This window comes from Corynebacterium amycolatum SK46 (assembly GCF_000173655.1).
GTDB lineage: Bacteria > Actinomycetota > Actinomycetes > Mycobacteriales > Mycobacteriaceae > Corynebacterium > Corynebacterium amycolatum_A.
Map to the genome: position 1 here is coordinate 60,881 of NZ_ABZU01000006.1, position 19,399 is coordinate 80,279.

Below are 19,399 nucleotides of genomic sequence, written 5' to 3' on the forward strand. Positions count from 1 at the left end.
AATCAAGCATGCCCCCTTTATTGACTCGTTTTCCGGTTTTCGGCACCCCCTTGGCACAATTGGAAGTATGACGCGCGCAACATCCCCCAGCCCGTACGTCGAGTTCAAACGTGAGCAGTGGCGCGAAATGCGCAAGAATATGCCTCTGGTGCTGACGGAAGAGGAAGCTGAACGACTTTCCGGTATCGGTGAAAACATCGACCTGGACGAAGTCGCCGAGGTCTATCTTCCGCTTTCTCGCCTGATTCACATGCGTGTGGCGGCGCATCGGGAACTGAACGCTGTAACGTCGAACTTCCTTGGGGAGAATCCTTCGAAGGGGGCGTCGGTGCCGTTTATTATCGGCGTCGCGGGTTCGGTGGCGGTCGGCAAGTCAACGACGGCGCGTTTGCTGCAGGTGCTGCTCGAGCGCTGGGAGACTAATCCGCGGGTGGACTTGGTTACTACTGATGGCTTCCTCTACCCTTCTGAGGAATTGAATCGCCGTGGCATTATGCAGCGCAAGGGGTATCCGGAGTCGTATGATCAGCGTGCGCTAATGCGGTTTGTCACGGCGGTGAAGTCCGGGGCACGGCATGTGAAGGCGCCGGTGTATTCGCACACGCTCTATGACCGGGTGCCAGGTGAGTTCGTCGATGTTGACCGTCCGGACATTCTCATTCTCGAGGGGCTCAATGTTTTGCAGACGGGTCCGACGCTGATGATTTCCGATCTTTTCGATTTCAGTGTCTACGTCGATGCCCCGCGCGCGGACATCGAGCGTTGGTACATCAGCCGTTTCCTCCGTCTCCGCCAGACGGCGTTTCGCGCTCCGGGCGCGCACTTCGCAGATTACGCCACGCTTGACGACGAAGCTGCGGCCGAGGTGGCCCGACGCATTTGGCAGCAGGTGAACCTGCCGAACCTGACGGAAAATATTTTGCCCACTCGCGTGCGGGCGTCATTAGTTCTTACGAAGTCTCGGGACCACAAGGTTTCGAGGGTCCGGATGCGCAAACTCTAACATCCGGAAATATTTCCGGATGTAGGGAGGTTATTTGCCGAAGCGGCGTGAGCGCTGCGAAAAGTCTCGAAGTGCACGGAGGAAATCGATGCGGCGGAATTCGGGCCAGTAAGTATCGGTGAACCAAATCTCGGAGTAAGCGGTTTGCCAGAGGAGGAAGCCACTGAGCCGCTGTTCTCCGGAAGTGCGGATGACTAGATCGGGGTCCGGTTGCCCGGATGTGTAGAGGCGGCGAGAAATGGCGTCGGTGGTGATGCGCTCCTCAAGCTCGGAAGCATCGATTCCCTCGGCGACTGATTCCCGGATGATTTTGCGTACTGCGTCGACGATTTCCTGCCGGCCGCCGTAGCCAACGGCGATGTTGACCTGGATGCCGGTGTTGTTCGCGGTGACTTCTTCGTCGTGGCGCAGTCGGGTGGTCATTCTTTCCGGAAGGAGCTCAAGGTGGCCGACCATGCGCAGGCGCACGTCGTTAGGCGATTGTGCCAATTCGTCGACGACGTCGGCGATGATGTCGAACAGTAATTCCAGCTCTTCGGGGTCGCGCCCGAGGTTTTCGGTGGAGAGCAGGTAGATGGTGACCAGCTCGATTTCCTGCTCGGCGCACCAGCCGACGAATTCTGCGATTTTTCGGGAGCCAACGCGGTGCCCGTGGCTGACGTCGGTGAATCCAGCCTCCCTCGCCCAGCGGCGGTTGCCATCGGCCATGATGGCAACGTGCTTGGGGCGAGGTTTTCCTTCTAGCTCTTGGGCTAGTTTGCGCTCGTAGAGCGGATACGCAATCCGCCGGAGTGAGGACGGCTGGTTTTCTTTCACATATGTAACTCTACCCAATGGGCACGGCCACTTTGTGCTTAGTCACGTGCCTGCCGACGCTTCCGGACTTCTGCCGCAAGCGTACGCAGCAGCCGGTCGGTGGTTTCCCAATCCATGCACGCATCGGTGACGGACTTGCCGTATACGAGGCCCTTACGACCATCGGTAATTTTTTGCGCACCGGCTTCGAGGAAGGACTCCATCATGATGCCGGTGATGCGCTCGTCGCCGCCCCCGATGAGCTTGCCGAGCTCCTCAACGACCTCGGCCTGGCGTACCTCGGATTTTCCGGAATTGGCGTGGGAGGCATCCACCATGATGCTGACGGTTTGCTCGGACTTGTTCAGGCGAGCTTCGGCGTCGTTAAGCGATTCTTCGTCCCAGTTCGGGCCGGAGGTGCCGCCGCGGAGGATGAGGTGACAGTTGTGGTTGCCGGCGGTTTCGACGACGGCTGCGCGGCCCTGATCGTTCATGCCGAAGAAGAAGTGTGGATTAGCTGCGGAGACCAGCGAGTCCACGGCGACCTGGACGTTGCCGTCGGTGCCGTTTTTGAAGCCGATGGGCATGGAAAGTCCGGAAGCGAGCTGGCGGTGGACCTGCGACTCCGTGGTGCGCGCACCAATTGCACCCCAGGAGACGGCGTCGGCGATGTATTGAGGGCTGTTGGGTTCGAGGAATTCAGCTCCGGCGGGCAGGCCGGTGCGCAGGACCTCGATGAGTACCTCGCGGGCCATGTGCAGGCCCTTGTTGATTTTGAAGGAGCTATCCAGGTCGGGGTCGTTGATGAGTCCCTTCCAGCCGACGGTGGTGCGCGGCTTTTCGAAGTAGACACGCATGACGACCAGCAGGTCCTCGTCGAGCTCATCGGCGGTGGCCTTGAGGCGGCGGGCGTAGTCGATGGCGGCCTCGGGGTCGTGAATGGAGCACGGGCCGACAACGACCAGCAGGCGATCGTCCTCGCGGGCGATGACGCGGGCGATGTCGAGTCGCGACTGCTCTACCTCGTTAACCAGGCTCGGCGTCAGTGGCTGTTTGGCCATGACCTCTTCTGGGGAGGGCAGGTCGTGGAAGGCTACGACGCGGCGGTTCGCGGTCGAGGCGGGGGCTTCGAGGGAAGTTGGAGGGGTCATCTGAGGTCTCTTTTCTCTGAGCAGTTTTTGTAAGCTACGCATGTTTTTGGCTGTAGATACGACAAAAGGCAGCGCCCCTATTGGTGGGGCTACTGCCTTTGGCTCCGGTTGGTGGCGACGTGACGATTAGCCGCCGGCTGTGACTAAATCGTCACTGCCTCCGGAGCCTTCGAAAAATAAAATCGCCACATACGCATGTGCTTGACTGTAGCGCATCGCCTAGAATCCCGCAATTCGAACTCCAAATCCCGCCACGTGGGATACAATCAGGGGCGCACAACTACCCGTCGTAAAGCGGCGCGCACATGCCTTGACGTTAACTACTCCGCTTCACGACGCTGCTCTGCTGCAGCCATCGCCTTATCCACGGCCTCGGAATCGAAGGGATCCATGCCGTGCGCCTCGGCGAACTTCCGGCGAGCGGCCAAGCGCTTCGCGCGGCGCGAGAGGTCCCAACCGAGAGCCAGGATGACGATGAGCAAAACGACAATGATGAGCAGGCCAACAGGAGAGGCCTTACCGAAGTCAGCACCCCGCGGACCAGTGGGGTTCTGCGCCAGGAAAATTGTCGTGCGAGCCGCCAAGGCATCGAAGCTTTCAATCATGAGTTCCAGCTTAGCGTTAATTCCGGACTATTCCGCGTCGGGGTCAATACCGGCGAAGAGATCGGTCTCTGGCAGCTCGGTCTGCACGCGAGTGCGGGCAAGCTCAAACTCTTCGGTCGGCCAAACGCGCTGCTGAATGTCCACTGGCACTGCGAAGAATGGCCCGTTCGGATCGATCTGCGTGGCGTGCGCCAGCAGCGCCTGATCCCGCTGCTGGAAGTAATCGCCGCACTCAACCTGCGTGGTCACGCGGGTCATGATGTCGCCGGGAGTCTTAGTCCAGCGGCGGAAGGACTCGGCCAGAGGACTTTCCAAGCCGTTGTCGCGGTAGTAGTTGTCCAGCGCGATGAGGCGCGCCTTGATGAAACCGTGGGTGTAGTAGAGCTTGGAAATCTCCCATGGCTCACCGAGCTCGGGGTACTTATCCGTCCCGGACTCCAGCCACGCGCGCATGGACACGATATGGGTCATGATGTGATCCGGGTGTGGGTAGCCACCGTTTTCGTCGTAAGTAATGACGACATGCGGACGGAACTCGCGGATTGCCCGGATGAGAGGCTTGGTCGCATCCTCGACCGATTGGCGAGCAAACACGCCATGCGACAGCACCGGCACCGGGTTGCCCGCAGGCAGACCGGAGTCGGTGAAGCCGAGCCACTCATGTTCAACACCGAGAACCTCAGCGGCTGCAGCCATTTCGTGGACGCGCACTGCGGCGATATTCTCCCGCACCTCCGGCCGATCCATCGCCGGGTTGAGAATGCTACCGGCCTCACCGCCGGTGCAGGTCACCACTTTGACGCGATGCCCTTCCGCCGCATATCGGGCCATTGTTGCGGCGCCCTTGCTCGATTCGTCATCAGGATGAGCGTGAATTGCCATCAGACGAAGTGCCAATTGAAGTCACTCCCGCTACTATCTCAGTCCGTGCTTTCTGGCCGAGGTCGGACCCCTTCGACCGCAACGCCGCTACTACAGCACCGTTTCAATACCGTCCCACTATAGCGCCGCGGCATCATATGACCACACAGCATCGCTACTCGGTGGAACGACATAGCAGCAGGACACCGCGCCACACCAGAAAGATTGTTTAACTGTCAACATTTTACCATGTCGACCGGGAACTCCGATAGGCTAAAAAGCATGGCTGAAAGTTCGGAGCGAAATACCCGAAATACCGCAGCGCCTAACGGGCAGCGCGAGCGCTATGGGGACAACAGTCGCACTCTTCCCGCAAAGCTGGTCGTTATCGCGATTGTTGGCATGCTCGTCATCGCCGGCGCGTACATCTTCGTTCAGATGAACCGCGTCTCTGCCCCAGATGTCTCTGCAACACAGGCGGGCTGGAGCCGCACTCCCGGCAAGGAGGATGAGCAGTTTATCTTCACGCTCGATGTCACTCGTGAAAAGCCGGAACTGGACAGTTACTGCATCATCTACGCGCTGAACTATGACCTGGCGGAGGTCGGTCGACGCGATGTCTTTGTCCCTGGTGGCGGACCTGAGACGGTGCGCATGGATGTTCCCATTGCCACCCGTGAATTGGCCGTCGCAGGCGATGTTTATGGCTGCTCCACCGACATTCCGGAGTTACTCGCACCTGCGAAGTAACCTCCTTTCGCTACCTGGGATTGAGCGCATCGACGGCACGTCGTAAAGCGTGTGCGACAACACTCCGACGTGCCTGTTATTGCCATGTGGCGAGACAGTGCTATCCTGTGACGCAGCCGACGGCCCCACGCGGGCCGCTTTTGTATTAAATAGCCAAAAACACAGGAGGAACCATGACTGAGGCAAAGAACAATAGCCCATGGCTCACCCAGGAGTCCTACGACAAGCTCAAGTCCGAGCTTGAGGCGCTATACGAAAACCGCCCGGTCATCGCCGCTGAGATTAATGAGCGCCGCGAAGAGGGCGATTTGAAGGAAAACGCCGGCTACGATGCCGCCCGCGAGCAGCAGGGACAGGAAGAGGCACGCATCCGTTACCTCGAAGATCTGCTGCAGCGCGCCACTGTCGGCGAGATTCCGCAGGAGTCCGGTGTGGCTCTGGTCGGCACCGTGGTCCACGTCTACTACGACGGCGACGAGGACGACACCGAGACCTTCCTCATCGGTACCCGCGGCGCTGACTCCTCCAATCCGAACCTGGAGACCTACTCCACCGATTCCCCGCTGGGTAAGGCTCTGGTCGGCGCTAAGGAGGGCGAGACCCGCACTTACACTTCCCCGAGCGGCGACGAAGTGTCGGTCACTGTGATCAAGGCTGAGCCTTACAACCCGGAGATGGACGCCTAAAGGGGCTACGCTGCCTCAACCCAGGCGGCAACTTCGGGCCACAGTGCCCGATTCTTGGACCGATAGAAGCCCATATGGCCTATCGGTCCATTTTTTGTGCCCTCTCCCGCTTCAATATCGCGCTTTACGACGTCACACTGCACAGCCTGATCGGTCAAAACGTCGACTGCCGGTCGATTGGCCCACAGATCGTCGGTGAATACGACCGACAGCAGCGGACCGGTGGCCTGTTTAAAACGCTCGGCGAGATTGAACTCCGGATCAGCGAAGAAGTATCCCGGTTTCCTCGTCCATGTGCTCCACTGAGTCATCACACCAACCGGAATTATCTTGCCTATCCCCAACGAATCGATTGGCACATATCCCAAAAGTCGTGAGCACACTGGGCTGACGATATTGAAGATTGTCCAGACCTTCGCGCGCTCAGCTGCCGTCTTGACTGTCCGGGTAATGCCCGCGTGACTGGCAATCATGGCCATGGCATCGACGGGCTCCTCCGCTTGCGTGGCCAGCATGCCATGAGCACCAACAGAGTGCCCAATAGCGACACGTTTGGCGTTCGGAAACCTCTCCTTCAGCGCAGCAGTCGCCGCCGGAACATCGTAGAGAATCCAGTCGCTCATTCGGATGGTGCGGTCGCGCTTGGCATCGCCGGTCGCTGACTCACCGGTGCCGCGGAAGTCGTAGATGAGGGCTGGCCAACCGTGTTCGGCGAGATAGATGGCGAACTTTCGGTAGAGATTCATATCCACACCAGTCGCTGGATGGAGAGCTATGGCTTTGGTGACCGAGGATTCGTCGGTAAGCGGCAGTACCCACTGCCCCGCCAGGGCGACCCCGTCGGAACAGGTGATGCTTGCCGGTTCGGTGCGATGCTTCGTCTCAGGCATGGTTCAAAGGTATGTCACCGCACACCCGGGTTTAATGCGAATCGAGAAATCAGCTCTTCAGATAAGAGAAAGCGCCAGCCAACCCGCAATAACGGGCTAACCGGCGCTCGTGCGTTAGTTAGTTTTCTAGCGCTTAGTCCCTGAAGTAGGACAGCAGACGCAGAATCTCGGTGTAGAGCCAGACCAGGGTCACGGCCAGGCCGAGGGCCACACCCCAGGCGTACTGAGCCGGAGCCCCAGCGCGGACCAGGCGGTCAGCCTGATCAAAGTCAATCAGGAAGCTGAAGGCTGCCAGACCGATGCAGACTAGCGAGAAGATAATCGACAGCATGCCGCCGTCACGCAGCGGGAAGCCCAGGCCGAATAGGGACAGCACCAGATTGCCCAACATAAGGACCAGGACACCGATCAGAGCCGCACTCATGAAACGGGTGAACTTCGGGGTCACGCGGATAGCGCCCGACTTGTAGACGAAGAGCATACCGATGAAGACACCCAAGGTCGCCAGCACTGCCTGCATAATCAGCGCACCAGCAGCAACACCCTGAATAGGAGCGGTGAACATGAAGCTGATACCACCGACAAAAAGCCCCTCAAAGGCCGCGTAGGTCAGGGTGACTGGAGCGGAGCCGTACTTCTTACCGAAGGTAGAAACCAAAATAGTAATCAGGCCGCCGATGGCACCGACAATGGTCAGAATCATAGCCAGTTGAGTGGAGACACTGACGGCAATGAAGAAGTTGACTGCAGCCAAAACGATGATGGTTGCCAGCGTGATGCCGGTCTTGGAAACGACATCATCAACCGTCATCGGACGGTAGTCGGCGGCAACCTGCGACTGGTACGGGTTATCCCCGAAATCAGCGCCCATCTGACCTTGGCCGTAGTGTTGTGCGCCCGCCTGTCCGCGGGCGACGGTCTTAGTAAGTGAACTGAATGCAGGATTGCTGCTTTCGCGCACGTCGTCCTTCTTTCTTCTCTCTCAGTTTTCTTACACATTAGGGAATCAGGCTCACGTGTGTACGTTTGCCCACACTGACTACAACGGTCGAATTCGAGGTATTGTTCCCAACCCTGAAAAACAGTTAGTATCAAGGTAATTCCTCGCCTGCTGGCGGTGATTTTGTAATCGCGGAAACACTCACAGTCGCCAGGCGTGGGCACCACTTGAGTGATTACGAAACAGGAGGTTGGTCAAGATGTCTGATGGCCTTGACTACGATCCGGATACCACTGGTGATTTCGACGAGACCACGCTCGATGGCTCAGAGGGACTCGATGGCGACTTCCTCACCGGTGACGGCGAGAATTATGTAATGGATACGCCGGACCGCTGGCGGGGCGTTTCTCCGCATGACACTCTCGGCAAGCGGTTGGCCGAGGAAAAGCCGGACATCGATGTCGACGATGATTTGGATGATGACCCGGAGATGCGCTACGGCGATGTCGATGGTCACGAACCGTTCGAGTTCGGCAACGATGGCCCGCGCGACCCGGATCGCAACCGTCGGATGGGCTGGACTACCTACTAGAGTTTTCTAAGTTTTAGTAGTTTTGCCAAATTTACTATCTCGGGGTGCCTCGCAACAGTAGTATCTGTGCCATGACAGCATCTACTGCCACTACAAACCGAACTACCATCCGCAATCCGCTTAACGACGAGCTCGTTGCCCGCCTTCTTCAGCGCGTCACGGTAGCTGATAAGTCGAAGACCGCCACTATCTCGGCACCATTTACCGGCCAGGAGCTGGCGCAGATCCCCGTCGGCACGCAGGCCGATGTCGACGAGGCCTTCAAGCGTGCCCGTGCGGCGCAGAAGAAGTGGGCCCGCATGGCGCCGGAAAAGCGCGGCGAAGTGCTGCACCACTTCCACGACCTGCTCTTTACCCACTGCGACCAGGTGCTGGATCTGCTGCAGGCCGAGACCGGCAAGAACCGCGCCAGCGCCCACGAGGAGCTCGTACACACCGCTATCACCGCCCGCTACTACGGCAATCAGGGCCCGAAACTGCTTGAGCCGAAGCGAGCACACGGCGCTGTCCCGGTACTTTCCAAGACCACCGTCTACCACCACCCAAAGGGCGTCGTCGGTGTTATTGCTCCGTGGAACTACCCGCTGACTCTCGCTGTTTCCGATGCGCTGGCTGCACTGATGGCCGGTAACGCCATCGTGCTCAAGCCGGACAGCACCACTCCGTTTACCGCTCTCTTCGCTGTCGATTTGCTCTACCGCGCTGGTCTTCCGGAGGATCTCTTCCAGGTCATTCCAGGTCCCGGTCGCGTTGTCGGCCAGGGCATTGTCGGCCAGTGTGACTTCCTGATGTTCACCGGCTCTTCCGAGACCGGCCGCTCACTGGCGCAGCAGTGCGGCGAGCGCCTGATCAGCTTCTCCGCGGAGCTCGGCGGCAAGAACCCGCTGATTGTCGCTGAAGATGCCAACATCAACCGCGCGGTCGAGGGCGCGCGCATCGGCTGCTTCACCAACTCCGGTCACCTGTGCGTGTCCATTGAGCGAATCTATGTCGTGGACTCCGTCTGGGACGAATTCGTCCCGGCATTCACCGACCGAGTGAAGGCAATGTCCATCGGCGCTGGCTACGAGTGGGAAACCGAAATGGGCTGCCTGCAGTCGCAGGGCCAGTTCGACACGGTCAAGTCCATGGTCGACGAAGCTATCGAGGCCGGCGCCACCGTGCTGGCCGGCGGTCGCCCTCGCCCGGATCTGGGACCGCTGTTCTACGAGCCGACCGTGCTTACCGACGTCCCGGAGGGCGTCGCCCTGCTGACCGAAGAGGTATTCGGCCCGGTGGTAGTCCTCCAGCGCGTCTCGGATGTCCACGACGCTATCGCCAAGTCCAACGATTCCCGTTATGGCCTCAACGCTTCGCTGTGGACCTCTCCGCGTCGTGCAAAGGAGCTGGCTCCACAGCTTGAGGCCGGTACCGTCAATGTCAACGATGGTTTTGCTGCGGCCTTCGCGTCTGTCGATGCCCCGATGGGTGGTTTCAAGGATTCGGGTGTGGGCCGTCGTCAAGCAGCAGGCGGCCTGCTGAAGTACACCGATGAGCAGACGGTGACCGTGCAGCGCCTTTCCCCGGTGTCGATGCCACAGATGCCGCGTGAGCTGTACTCGAAGGTGTTCAACACGGCACTTGTCCTCGGCAAGAAGTTCAACGTCCTGCCGTAATACGCGTGTAGCGCGCGCAAATAGCAAAAGGCCAGGTCAGAAAACTCTCTGACCTGGCCTTTTGGTGCCCCCAGTGGGACTCGAACCCACACTGAAAGGATTTTAAGTCCTCTGCCTCTGCCAATTGGGCTATAGGGGCCCCTAAGAAAGATTAATGGGCGATATGGGTGTCTACCAAACTCGCCACAATTCCGTCGAGGATATCCTTCTCGCTGATGTAGAAAAAGCGCTGCTCTTCCTTCGCTGCCTCGGAAAGCGGCAGCGCCTCAAACATGTCCATCAGACCGTCCACAATGATGGAACCACCGGCGAAGACATCCGCGCGCTTCGGGTGCATGACCGGATTCGCGGCAAGGGATTCCGCATCGGTCTCAACGACGGATGCTGTCAGCGCACGCAACGCCGTAAAGCGCAGCTGCGACAGGTGGATTGCCTCCGGGTCGTAGGTTTCTAGGCCCTGTGCCAGCGCCGACAGCGTGGTGAAGGTCCCGGCGCAGCCGACGATGGTGCGAGCCTTGTTGACAGGCACCTGCCGGACAATCTCGTCGGTCAGCTCCGCAACATACGAACGCGCCTTCTGGACCTGCTCCGCCGTCGGTGGCGAGGACTGCAGGAAACGCTCGGTCAAGCGCACACTGCCCATGGCCACGGAATCGGAACCGGCCACCGTGCCGTCGTGATCGCCAACAATAACCTCGGTGGAGCCGCCGCCGACGTCGATGACGCAATACGGACCGAGCTCGGGCTCCAAGTCATCGACTGCGCCGCGGAAGGACAGCGCAGCCTCCTCCTCTCCGGTGATTACCTCTGCCTCCGCACCCCAAGAGGCCAAGATCTCGCGGGTCATGGCGAAGAAATCGTCGCGGTTACTTGCATCGCGTGTCGCCGACGTCGCCACCATCCGAACTGCTTGAACCTTTTCGACCTGCATGAGCTCCGCATACTTCGTCAGAGCTTCCCGCACGCGCTCCAGCGCCTCGGGAGCCAGCATGCCTGTCGCGTCCACCCCTTGACCGAGGCGGACGATTTCCATCAGTCGATGCAGCTCCGTGATCTCCAGAACTCCATCCACGACCTCAACTCGGCTGATAAGCAGGCGAAGCGAGTTAGTGCCGCAGTCGACGGCAGCGAGGGTCGTCATTATCCCTCCACCCCCGGATACGCAATACCGAGCTCGGCAATCGTGGGCCAATTTGCGGGAATCGCGGTGCCGCGCAGCTTCTCGTTCTCCGCCGCCAAAGCCACTGACTCAGTACCCAGTCGGAAGTGATCCGGCCCCTTGGCCAGCGCGTAGGCAATAAGAACGTGCAGGCACTTCACGCGTGTCGGCATGCCGCCACCGGAGAAGTCCGTGCCCAGGTCTTCCATCTCGTTGCGCTCCGCCAGAAACGCCTCGTGTGCACGCTGGTAATCGGCGGCGAGCTCCGCGTCGTTTTCGAGTCGCGCGGTCATTTCCTTCATCACGCCGGTCGTCTCCAACCGGGAGGCTTCGGCGGTGAGTCGCGGATCAGTTAGGTAAAAGAGCGTGGGAAACGGAGTGCCATCGTCCAAACGCGGCTTCGTCTTGACCACACCAGGAGTGCCGTCGGGGCTGCGGTAAGAGATGTCCACTACACCCCGCGGTTCACGTCCGAGCTGCTCCGCTATCACTTCCAAATCTGCGGTATCCACAGACATCGGTCACACTCCTTTTGCTTCCGTTTTACTGACACATAATCTCACAGTCGCCTTACAAGCGCGGTGTTTCGCTTTACGACGGCACACTCCGCCGCGCATGCAACCTCACCGAGAGGCCCCAGGTAGCCCCTACAGAGGTTTAGGACTCCGGTACCGTCGGCAAGCTCTCTGGCCTCGTTGCCTGATCGCGCCCCGGATTAGGGCGAGTCTCTTCGGGTTCGGGCGGGATGGAAATGGAATCCCACAGCGTCTCGTACCACTTCTTGGCCTGGTGCTGCGGAAGTTCCTCCGGCTGCGTCACAGGCTGCTCGCCCACGGCCGGATCGAGGATACGGAATGGGGTCTCCCCCGGCTCTACCAGCCCCAGGCGCAGACGTGCCTGCTCCTTAACGTAGGCGGGGTTGGAGTAAAGCTCCTTTTCATCCTCTAACTGCTTAATTCGCCGTTCCATGCGAGCAATATTGTCCTGCGTTGCGGCTACGTCCGCCTGCTGTTGTGCAAAAGTCCGCAGCGGAATTGCGAGAACAGATACTAAGAAAAGCACCAACAGACCAATACCGATCTTCTGTGCCGTGCTCAGCGAGCGCATTCCCGAGGCGAGTGCCGCTGCCGAACGCTGCCCCGCCCCTGCAGGGCGCGACTGTGTTCCGCGGCGAGATCGGTCCGATGCACTCATGCCCCACACTCTACCCGACCGCCAGCCGATGAAATAACAAAAACCCGCTCACAACCACGTGCGTGGTGCGGGCGGGCAGTGCTAGCCGCAGCTTTCGCAGCAGCTCAGCTCTTTACTTAAAACGCGGGAAAGCGCTACGGCCAGCGTAAACTGCGGCGTCGCCGAGGTACTCTTCGATGCGCAGCAGCTGGTTGTACTTAGCAACGCGCTCGGAGCGAGCCGGAGCACCGGTCTTGATCTGGCCACAGTTCAGGCCGACAGCCAGGTCAGCGATGGTGGTGTCCTCAGTCTCACCGGAGCGGTGCGACATCATGGTCTTGTAACCGGCGTTGTGAGCCATTGCGACGGCCTCGAAGGTCTCAGACAGGGAACCAATCTGGTTGACCTTGACCAGCAGAGCGTTAGCGGCCTTCTTCTCGATGCCCTCAGCCAGACGCTTCGGGTTGGTGACGAAGAAGTCGTCGCCGACAATCTGAACCTTGTCACCAATCTGAGCGGTCAGCTTGGTGTAGCCCTCCCAGTCGTCCTCCTGTAGCGGATCCTCAATGGAGACAATGGCGTAGTTCTCAACCAGGTCAGCGTAAACAGCGGCCATCTCCTCAGCGGTGTGCTCGCCACCCTCGAAGTGGTACTTGCCGTCCTTGTAGAACTCAGAAGAAGCAACGTCCAGAGCCAGAGCCACGTCGTCGCCCAGCTTGTAACCAGCAGCCTCAATGGCCTCGACAATCAGGTCCAGCGCAGCCTTGGTGGAGTCGACCGACGGAGCAAAACCGCCCTCGTCGCCAAGACCGGTGGACAGCCCCTTGTCCTTAATGACCTTCTTCAGTGCGTGGTAGACCTCAGCACCGACGCGCAGGGCTTCCTTAAAGGTCGGAGCGCCAATCGGAGCAATCATGAACTCCTGGACGTCAACGCCGGAGTCAGCGTGTGCGCCACCGTTGAGGATGTTCATCATCGGAACCGGCAGAACGTGACCGTTCGGGCCGCCGACGTAGCGGAACAGGTCGAGGCCAGCGGACTCAGCAGCGGCCTTGGCCACGGCCATGGACACACCGAGAATGGCGTTGGCACCCAGACGGGACTTGTTTTCAGTGCCGTCCAGCTCAATCATGGTCTTGTCAACCAGACGCTGGTCCTCAGCCTCGAGGCCAATAATTGCGTCCTCAATCTCCTCGAGCACAGCGCGAACGGCCTTCTCGACGCCCTTGCCCAGGTAACGGTCTCCGCCATCGCGGAGCTCGTGTGCCTCATGAACGCCGGTGGAGGCACCGGACGGAACCGCAGCGCGGCCCACAGCGCCATCTTCCAACAGCACCTCAACCTCAACGGTCGGGTTACCACGGGAGTCCAGAATTTCGCGTGCGTTCAACTCGATGATTGCAGCCATAGGTCACCTTTCCGCCGGAACCGTTCCGGCACATGACTCCAATTGTGGCACGGTTTTCCAACCTTCGCCTTAAATCCTTGTCACCCTATGCGGGCTGATTCAGCGCATAGTTCGCCGCAGCGTCCCGAACATCGCGAAGATACTGCTCAGACTGGTTATATGAGCGAATTGCAGATGCCCACCCTTCCGGGGTGGCGAGGTCGCGTTCCCCACTGCAGAGCATCCGTGCCGTGGTCGCAGTTGCGTCATCGATGTTGTTAGGGTCGGCGACACCATCACCAGAAGTATCCATCGCAAAGCGATGCCAGGTCTCAGGAATAAACTGCATCGGCCCCACAGCGCGGTCATACTCTGTGTCACCGTCGAGTTCGCCGTTGTCAGTATCGAGAACCTCAGCAAACCCACTCGTGCCGTCCAGCGGCGGACCGATAATCGTCGGTCGCACTACCCCATCGGCACCGATATGCGCCGGCTTGAGCCAATTGCCCGAGTACGTGCCGTGATTAGTCTCCACCTTGCCCAGTCCTGCAAGCGTGTTCCACTCCAGGTGGCAGTTCGGGAACTGTTCGGCTGCAATCACATATGCGTTGCCGTAGGCGCGGAGAGCGTCCTCAGAAATACCCGTCTTCGGGGCAATCTGCTGCGCCCACTGTCGGAGCTGCTCCGAGGTGCGTCCGGGCGCGTTGACATCAATCATCGGCGGTGGCTCAGCCGCGGCAGGCGGCACATTGTCCGGAATCGGTTTCTTGGTCAACGACGGGATAACGGGTCCAGTGAACATCGCCAACGCCCCAACCGTGCCAATGATAATTAGCACCGCCAGGGAGGTTAGACCGAGGCAGCCACAGCCTCGCGAAGACTTCTTTTTCCCCTTACTGCGGCCACGCGGCTTCGCCCCGCGGGGTGCGGGGTGCGCGTATTCATCAAAGGGAGAATTAGAAGGCATGGGGAATTACTCTACGGGTTCAACCGCAAAAATCACTCAAACTCGAGGACAGAAATCACTTTTGCTGGAAACTAGCTGTCGCTTTCCGACGGGCCGAAGTCCTCAGCCTCTTCGTTATCTTCGCTGCCCGCTTCCCGCTGCTCAGCACTGCCGGCCTGCTGATTCTCCATCTGAGCCAGATCAGCCAGGAATGCGCGTGAAGCCTGTCGGGTCCGCTCTTCAGCACCGGACTCAGTCTCCAGCCCCGGGGTCGGGACCAGAATCTCCACTGGAATGTCTGCATCGGACAGTCCCAGCGCACGTGCGCGACGGATGGCTTCCTCAGCCAAAGTCAGAGCTGGCAACTGCGTAGCTGGGTTCGAGCGCGGACGTCCGCGGCCGTAAGTCCACAGTCGCTCCTGTTCTTCCTCCGACACCATCTCTCCCTCGGCCACAGTGCCGTCGAAGAGGTACGGCTGACGAGCGCGCATCTTCAAAATAAAGTCGGTCGCCACATCGTCGAAGTCGAAGTCCTCAGCGATTTCAGCGTGGAAGAGGACCTGCAGCAGCAGATCTGACAGCTCGCTACGGATGTCACCGCCCTCGTTGACTGCGTCGACAAACTCGTAGGTCTCTTCAATGAGATACGGCAGCAGGCTCTTGTGCGTCTGACGAGCTTCCCACTGCCCCGTGCGCCGTGCGGCCGCCATGATGTCCACGGCCTCAACGACGTGGGGCAGTCGAGCTGCAGCGAGCTGTTCCTGCGGAGTCAGCGGTTCTGCAACCGGTTCTGCCACTGGTTCTGCCACCGGCTCTGCAACCGGTTCTTGCACTGAGTCCTGCTGGGGAGCCGCCGCAACCTGAGCTGCTGGGTCCGGCGCTTCGTCCAACTCGACCGAGTAGACCTTCTCGCCCGCGTCGAGGCGATCGAGTACCTCGTCGTTTTCCATATCGGTGGTGACCAGAATTTCCGCCTGGGACACCGAGTGCCCACCGGCGTCGGCGATAGCCCAGCGCACACGGATGGGGACTTCTTCGGTATAGCTGACTTCACCGGTCAGCAGGCTAGCGGCTTCCAGCGGAATTGCAGTTGGAAAGCGGCTATCGAGCTTGATGATAGTCATACGGTTTTTAGTCCTTTCCCATGTGCGAGATATCCATACGAGGAATACCCGCCATCGATGTCAAGAAGTCTGCTACCCACTGCACCAATGCAATATCGCGGACAGGTTTTGCCCGCAACCCTCGCCCTTCCTTCGGCATTCCGACGGAAACCGTGCGTGTTGCCGCACGATAGGTCGCCTGTGGATACAGGCGCTTGAGGCGCACCTGCTTGGAGTCAGCAAGCTCCATAGGGGCTATTCTAATGTGCGCACCCATAGCTTGAACTTCATGCACGCCGAATTCACGGCAAATAATTCGAAGTCGTGAAATAACCGCCAGCCTCTCCACCTCAATGGGTGGGGTTCCGTAGCGGTCGACGAGCTCTTCGAGCACCACCTCAATATCGTCCAGCGCACTGGCGGCAGCAAATTTGCGGTATGCCTCCAGACGCAGGCGTTCCGACGACACGTACTCGGCCGGAATATTCGCATCGACCGGCAAGTCAATCCGAACTTCCTTCGGTTCGTTATCGGAAGCATCCGGAGTTTCACCATCGGCCACTGCCTTCAGTGCGGCCACGGCCTCGCCGACCAGTCGGACGTACATGTCGAAGCCGACGCCGGCAATGTGACCGGACTGCTCCGCACCGAGGATATTTCCGGCGCCGCGCATTTCCAGGTCCTTCATGGCCACAGCCATACCTGCGCCTAAGTCATTGTTCTGCGCAATCGTGGACAGACGGTCGTAGGAAGTCTCCGTCAGCGTCTGATTTTCCGGGTAAAGGAAGTAAGCATAGGCGCGTTCACGGGAACGCCCCACGCGACCACGCAGCTGGTGCAGCTGGGAAAGACCCATATGGTGAGCGTTTTCCACAATCAACGTATTGGCGTTGGCAATATCCAGGCCGGTTTCCACGATGGTGGTACACACCAGCACGTCGTACTCGCGCTGCCAGAAGCCATCGACCGTGCGCTCCAGCTGCTCCTCCCCCATCTGACCATGGGCCACTACCACGCGGGCCTCGGGCACCAAATTGCGAATATTCTGGGCGACCTTGTCAATGGTTTCTACCTTATTATGCAGGTAGAACACCTGGCCGTCGCGAAGCAGCTCTCGCCTGATAGCAGCGGCGACCTGCTTGTCGGACTGCGCGCCGACGTATGTCAGCACCGGGTGGCGGTCCTGCGGCGGGGTGAGAATCTGGCTCATCTCGCGGATGCCGGCAATCGACATTTCGAGCGTGCGCGGAATTGGCGTTGCGGACATGGTGAGCACGTCGACGTGGTGCCGTAGCGCCTTGATGTGTTCTTTGTGCTCGACACCGAAACGCTGCTCCTCGTCAACGATGACCAGGCCGAGTTCTTTCCACTGCACGCCGGTCTGCAGGAGACGATGCGTGCCGATAACAATGTCGACCGTCCCGTTCTTCAGCCCTTCGAGGACCTCCCTGGAGTCCTTTGGCGAGGTGAAGCGGGACAGTCCGCGGATGGTGACTGGGAAGCCCTCCATACGCTGGGTGAAAGTGGTCAAGTGCTGCTGCGCCAGAAGCGTGGTCGGCACCAACACCGCCACCTGACGGCCATCTTGAACAGCCTTGAAGGCAGCACGCAGTGCCACCTCGGTCTTGCCGTAGCCGACATCGCCGATGAGCACACGATCCATCGGCACCGGCTTTTCCATGTCGGACTTAATCTCGTCGATGGCCTGTAGCTGATCTTCGGTCTCGGTGAAGGGGAAGTTGTCCTCCATCTCCTGCTGCCATGGCGTATCCGGCGCGAATGCGTGGCCCGGCGCGGCTTGGCGCTCGGCGTAGAGTTTGACCAGCTCTTCCGCAATCTCGCGGACAGCGCCACGGGCCTTGCGCTTGGTGGACTTCCAGTCCGAGCCGCCCATCTTCGACAGCGTGGGCTTTTCACCGCCGACATAGCGCGACAGCAAATCCAGGCTCTCCATCGGCACGTAGAGCTGGTCCGAGGGACCTCCGCGCTTGCTCGGTGCGTACTCGAGCACCACGTACTCGCGGCGCGCCTGGTCCTCGCCCGTGCCGATGGTGCGCTCAGTGAGCTTCACAAACCGACCGATGCCATGCGTGTCGTGCACGACATAGTCGCCGGCCTTCAGTGCCAGCGGATCCACGCGACCACGGCGCTTCGCCGGCTTGCGGCGACCACCAAGCGCGCCTTCCGCGATGCGGTTACCTGTGATGTCCTGCTCGGTAATCAGAGTCAGCGCGCCACCGGGGATTCGCGGGAACACCAGGCCGCCGTGCAAAACACCCTGGTAGACGGTAATTCTCCCGGACTCAGGATACTCCGGGCCCGCCGCCATGCGCGTCGCAATTCCGGCTTCCCTAAACTTTTCCGCTTGCCGACGCGCCCCCGCGGGCGTCGCCGCCACGTACGCCACTCGCTCCCCCGCGACCGTGGCATCGCGCAGCTGCTTCATCAGGTGACCAATTTCCTTTAAGTCGCCGCGGGGCGCGGGCCCGGGCTCAAAGGTCAGCGGCAGCACATCATCTTCGGTGACTCCCGCCTCCAACATGCCGGGCGGGGAAATATGCCACGAAGTGGGCATCGGGATAGAGGCCAAGCTGCGGTACGCGCTGGGCTCCAGCCCATCGGTGGCGATTGGCACCGAGCCACCCATCGCAGCAGTTTCCCACGCTGCGGCCATAAACTCCTCGCCCGCACTGATCAAGTCCTGCGCGCGAGAGCGAATGCGCTCCGGCCCGCACATGAGCACATGAGTTTTCTCCGGCATGACCTCAGTGAGCATCTTCATCGGATGCTGACTAATCAGTGGAATCAGCGATTCCATGCCTTCCACCCACTGGCCATCGCCGATGCGGGTGAGCATTTCTTGGACCTGGCCAGAGCGCGTGGTGGCGAGTTTCTCCGCGGCGGCCTTCACGTCGTCGTCGATAAGCAGTGCACGACACGGGAAGATATCCAGCTGGTCGACCTCTACCTCAGAGATCGTGCGCTGGTCTGCGACGGAAAAGGCGCGCAGGTCGGTGACCTCGTCACCCCAGAGCTCGATACGTACCGGCAGCTCTTCGGTCGCAGGGAAGACATCGACGATGCCGCCGCGCACGGCAAACTGGCCACGCCTGCCGACCATGTCCACATGCGAATAGCCGTGATGCACCAGCCGCTCAACCAGGTTCTCGCAGTCCTGGTCCAGCTGGACGTGAATGGGGGCACTGGTCTCAGCCTCGAGGTCGTCCACAATCGGCTGCACCAACGAGCGCACCGCCGCAATCAGAACGTCGACTTTGCCCCGGCGAACGTCGTAAAGCGCCTTACGACGCTGCGCCACAGTGTCCACGGCCGGCGAAAGCTTCTCATGCGGGAGCGTCTCCCACGAGGGAAACATGGCTACACGGTCGCCGATCATAGACTTGACCTCGGCAGTCAGGTCCTCTGCCTCACGGCCAGTAGCCGTGACGACCAGCACCGGCACCTTCGTGGACATGGCGTAAATAAGGTGCGAACGCACCGCGTCCGCACCCGTGAGCGCCAGCTCGTCTTCGCCGATGCGCCCGAGCACGCCGACAAATTGAGGATCCGTGACAACGAGGCTTTCCAGCCCCGACAGCGGGTTCGGCAGAATGCTGGGTGTGGCTTTCGCCGAGGAAGTCGCAGAAGTTGGCATAGCCCCAATATAACCATGCACCCCGGATTCACCCTGCGTGCTGGTTAC

The 19,399-nt window shown here is 60.0% G+C and carries 18 protein-coding genes and 1 tRNA gene; 5 read left to right on the top strand and 14 right to left on the bottom strand.

What is annotated here, in order from left to right:
- Window positions 1–67 precede the first annotated feature (67 nt).
- Window positions 68–1,003, top strand: a complete 936-nt coding sequence (coaA, locus tag CORAM0001_RS05440) for a type I pantothenate kinase (protein ID WP_005510678.1) — start codon at window positions 68–70, stop codon at window positions 1,001–1,003.
- A 30-nt stretch (window positions 1,004–1,033) separates the two neighbouring features.
- On the opposite strand, the gene CORAM0001_RS05445 is transcribed toward coaA, so the two are convergent.
- The 4 genes from CORAM0001_RS05445 to mca form a co-directional block, all read right to left on the bottom strand.
- Window positions 1,034–1,819, bottom strand: coding sequence for an isoprenyl transferase (locus tag CORAM0001_RS05445; protein ID WP_005510673.1), 786 nt, complete (start codon window positions 1,817–1,819; stop codon window positions 1,034–1,036).
- Window positions 1,820–1,857: 38 nt separating this feature from the next.
- On the bottom strand, window positions 1,858–2,949 hold the full coding sequence (locus tag CORAM0001_RS05450) for a 3-deoxy-7-phosphoheptulonate synthase (protein ID WP_005510668.1): 1,092 nt from the start codon (window positions 2,947–2,949) through the stop codon (window positions 1,858–1,860).
- 320 nt (window positions 2,950–3,269) lie between these two features.
- A complete protein-coding gene (locus tag CORAM0001_RS05455; RefSeq protein WP_005510720.1) occupies window positions 3,270–3,554 on the bottom strand; it encodes a hypothetical protein in 285 nt (94 codons plus the stop codon).
- A 27-nt stretch (window positions 3,555–3,581) separates the two neighbouring features.
- Entirely contained in the window at window positions 3,582–4,436 is an 855-nt protein-coding gene (gene mca / locus CORAM0001_RS05460) for a mycothiol conjugate amidase Mca (RefSeq protein ID WP_050773606.1), read from the bottom strand.
- A 261-nt stretch (window positions 4,437–4,697) separates the two neighbouring features.
- On the opposite strand from mca, the gene CORAM0001_RS05465 reads away from it, so the two are divergent.
- Window positions 4,698–5,165 (top strand): DUF4307 domain-containing protein, encoded by a 468-nt coding sequence (locus tag CORAM0001_RS05465; RefSeq protein WP_005510664.1) that lies wholly within the window; start codon window positions 4,698–4,700, stop codon window positions 5,163–5,165.
- A gap of 173 nt (window positions 5,166–5,338) precedes the next feature.
- Window positions 5,339–5,851 carry a transcription elongation factor GreA gene (gene greA / locus CORAM0001_RS05470; protein ID WP_005510614.1) on the top strand — a complete coding sequence of 171 codons (513 nt, stop codon included), beginning with the start codon at window positions 5,339–5,341 and terminating at the stop codon, window positions 5,849–5,851.
- Window positions 5,852–5,856: 5 nt separating this feature from the next.
- On the opposite strand, the gene CORAM0001_RS05475 is transcribed toward greA, so the two are convergent.
- Both CORAM0001_RS05475 and CORAM0001_RS05480 read right to left on the bottom strand, forming a co-directional pair.
- Window positions 5,857–6,741: an alpha/beta hydrolase family protein gene (locus tag CORAM0001_RS05475; protein ID WP_005510694.1), complete on the bottom strand. Its 885-nt coding sequence runs from the start codon at window positions 6,739–6,741 to the stop codon at window positions 5,857–5,859.
- Between the two features lie 133 nt (window positions 6,742–6,874).
- Complete coding sequence (locus CORAM0001_RS05480) at window positions 6,875–7,702, bottom strand: Bax inhibitor-1/YccA family protein (protein ID WP_005510645.1); 828 nt, start codon at window positions 7,700–7,702, stop codon at window positions 6,875–6,877.
- Between the two features lie 238 nt (window positions 7,703–7,940).
- On the opposite strand from CORAM0001_RS05480, the gene CORAM0001_RS05485 reads away from it, so the two are divergent.
- Both CORAM0001_RS05485 and CORAM0001_RS05490 read left to right on the top strand, forming a co-directional pair.
- Window positions 7,941–8,273, top strand: a complete 333-nt coding sequence (locus CORAM0001_RS05485; RefSeq protein ID WP_005510667.1) for a hypothetical protein — start codon at window positions 7,941–7,943, stop codon at window positions 8,271–8,273.
- Between the two features lie 71 nt (window positions 8,274–8,344).
- On the top strand, window positions 8,345–9,928 hold the full coding sequence (locus CORAM0001_RS05490) for a succinic semialdehyde dehydrogenase (protein ID WP_005510703.1): 1,584 nt from the start codon (window positions 8,345–8,347) through the stop codon (window positions 9,926–9,928).
- A 62-nt stretch (window positions 9,929–9,990) separates the two neighbouring features.
- Here the strand turns inward: CORAM0001_RS05490 and CORAM0001_RS05495 are convergent.
- From CORAM0001_RS05495 to mfd, 8 genes are all read right to left on the bottom strand, one after another.
- Window positions 9,991–10,067, bottom strand: a tRNA-Leu gene (locus tag CORAM0001_RS05495).
- 12 nt (window positions 10,068–10,079) lie between these two features.
- On the bottom strand, window positions 10,080–11,069 hold the full coding sequence (locus CORAM0001_RS05500) for a Ppx/GppA phosphatase family protein (RefSeq protein WP_005510588.1): 990 nt from the start codon (window positions 11,067–11,069) through the stop codon (window positions 10,080–10,082).
- Window positions 11,069–11,605, bottom strand: coding sequence for a DUF501 domain-containing protein (locus tag CORAM0001_RS05505; protein ID WP_005510719.1), 537 nt, complete (start codon window positions 11,603–11,605; stop codon window positions 11,069–11,071). The genes CORAM0001_RS05500 and CORAM0001_RS05505 overlap by 1 nt, the downstream gene beginning before the upstream one ends.
- Before the next feature lie 139 nt (window positions 11,606–11,744).
- A complete protein-coding gene (locus tag CORAM0001_RS05510; protein ID WP_040361300.1) occupies window positions 11,745–12,281 on the bottom strand; it encodes an FtsB family cell division protein in 537 nt (178 codons plus the stop codon).
- A gap of 112 nt (window positions 12,282–12,393) precedes the next feature.
- Window positions 12,394–13,668: a phosphopyruvate hydratase gene (eno, locus tag CORAM0001_RS05515; RefSeq protein WP_005510630.1), complete on the bottom strand. Its 1,275-nt coding sequence runs from the start codon at window positions 13,666–13,668 to the stop codon at window positions 12,394–12,396.
- 85 nt (window positions 13,669–13,753) lie between these two features.
- Window positions 13,754–14,614, bottom strand: a complete 861-nt coding sequence (locus CORAM0001_RS05520) for a lytic transglycosylase domain-containing protein (protein WP_005510654.1) — start codon at window positions 14,612–14,614, stop codon at window positions 13,754–13,756.
- Window positions 14,615–14,685: 71 nt separating this feature from the next.
- A complete protein-coding gene (locus CORAM0001_RS05525) occupies window positions 14,686–15,717 on the bottom strand; it encodes a MazG nucleotide pyrophosphohydrolase domain-containing protein (protein ID WP_005510589.1) in 1,032 nt (343 codons plus the stop codon).
- 7 nt (window positions 15,718–15,724) lie between these two features.
- Complete coding sequence (gene mfd, locus CORAM0001_RS05530) at window positions 15,725–19,351, bottom strand: transcription-repair coupling factor (RefSeq protein ID WP_040361303.1); 3,627 nt, start codon at window positions 19,349–19,351, stop codon at window positions 15,725–15,727.
- Window positions 19,352–19,399: the final 48 nt, after the last annotated feature.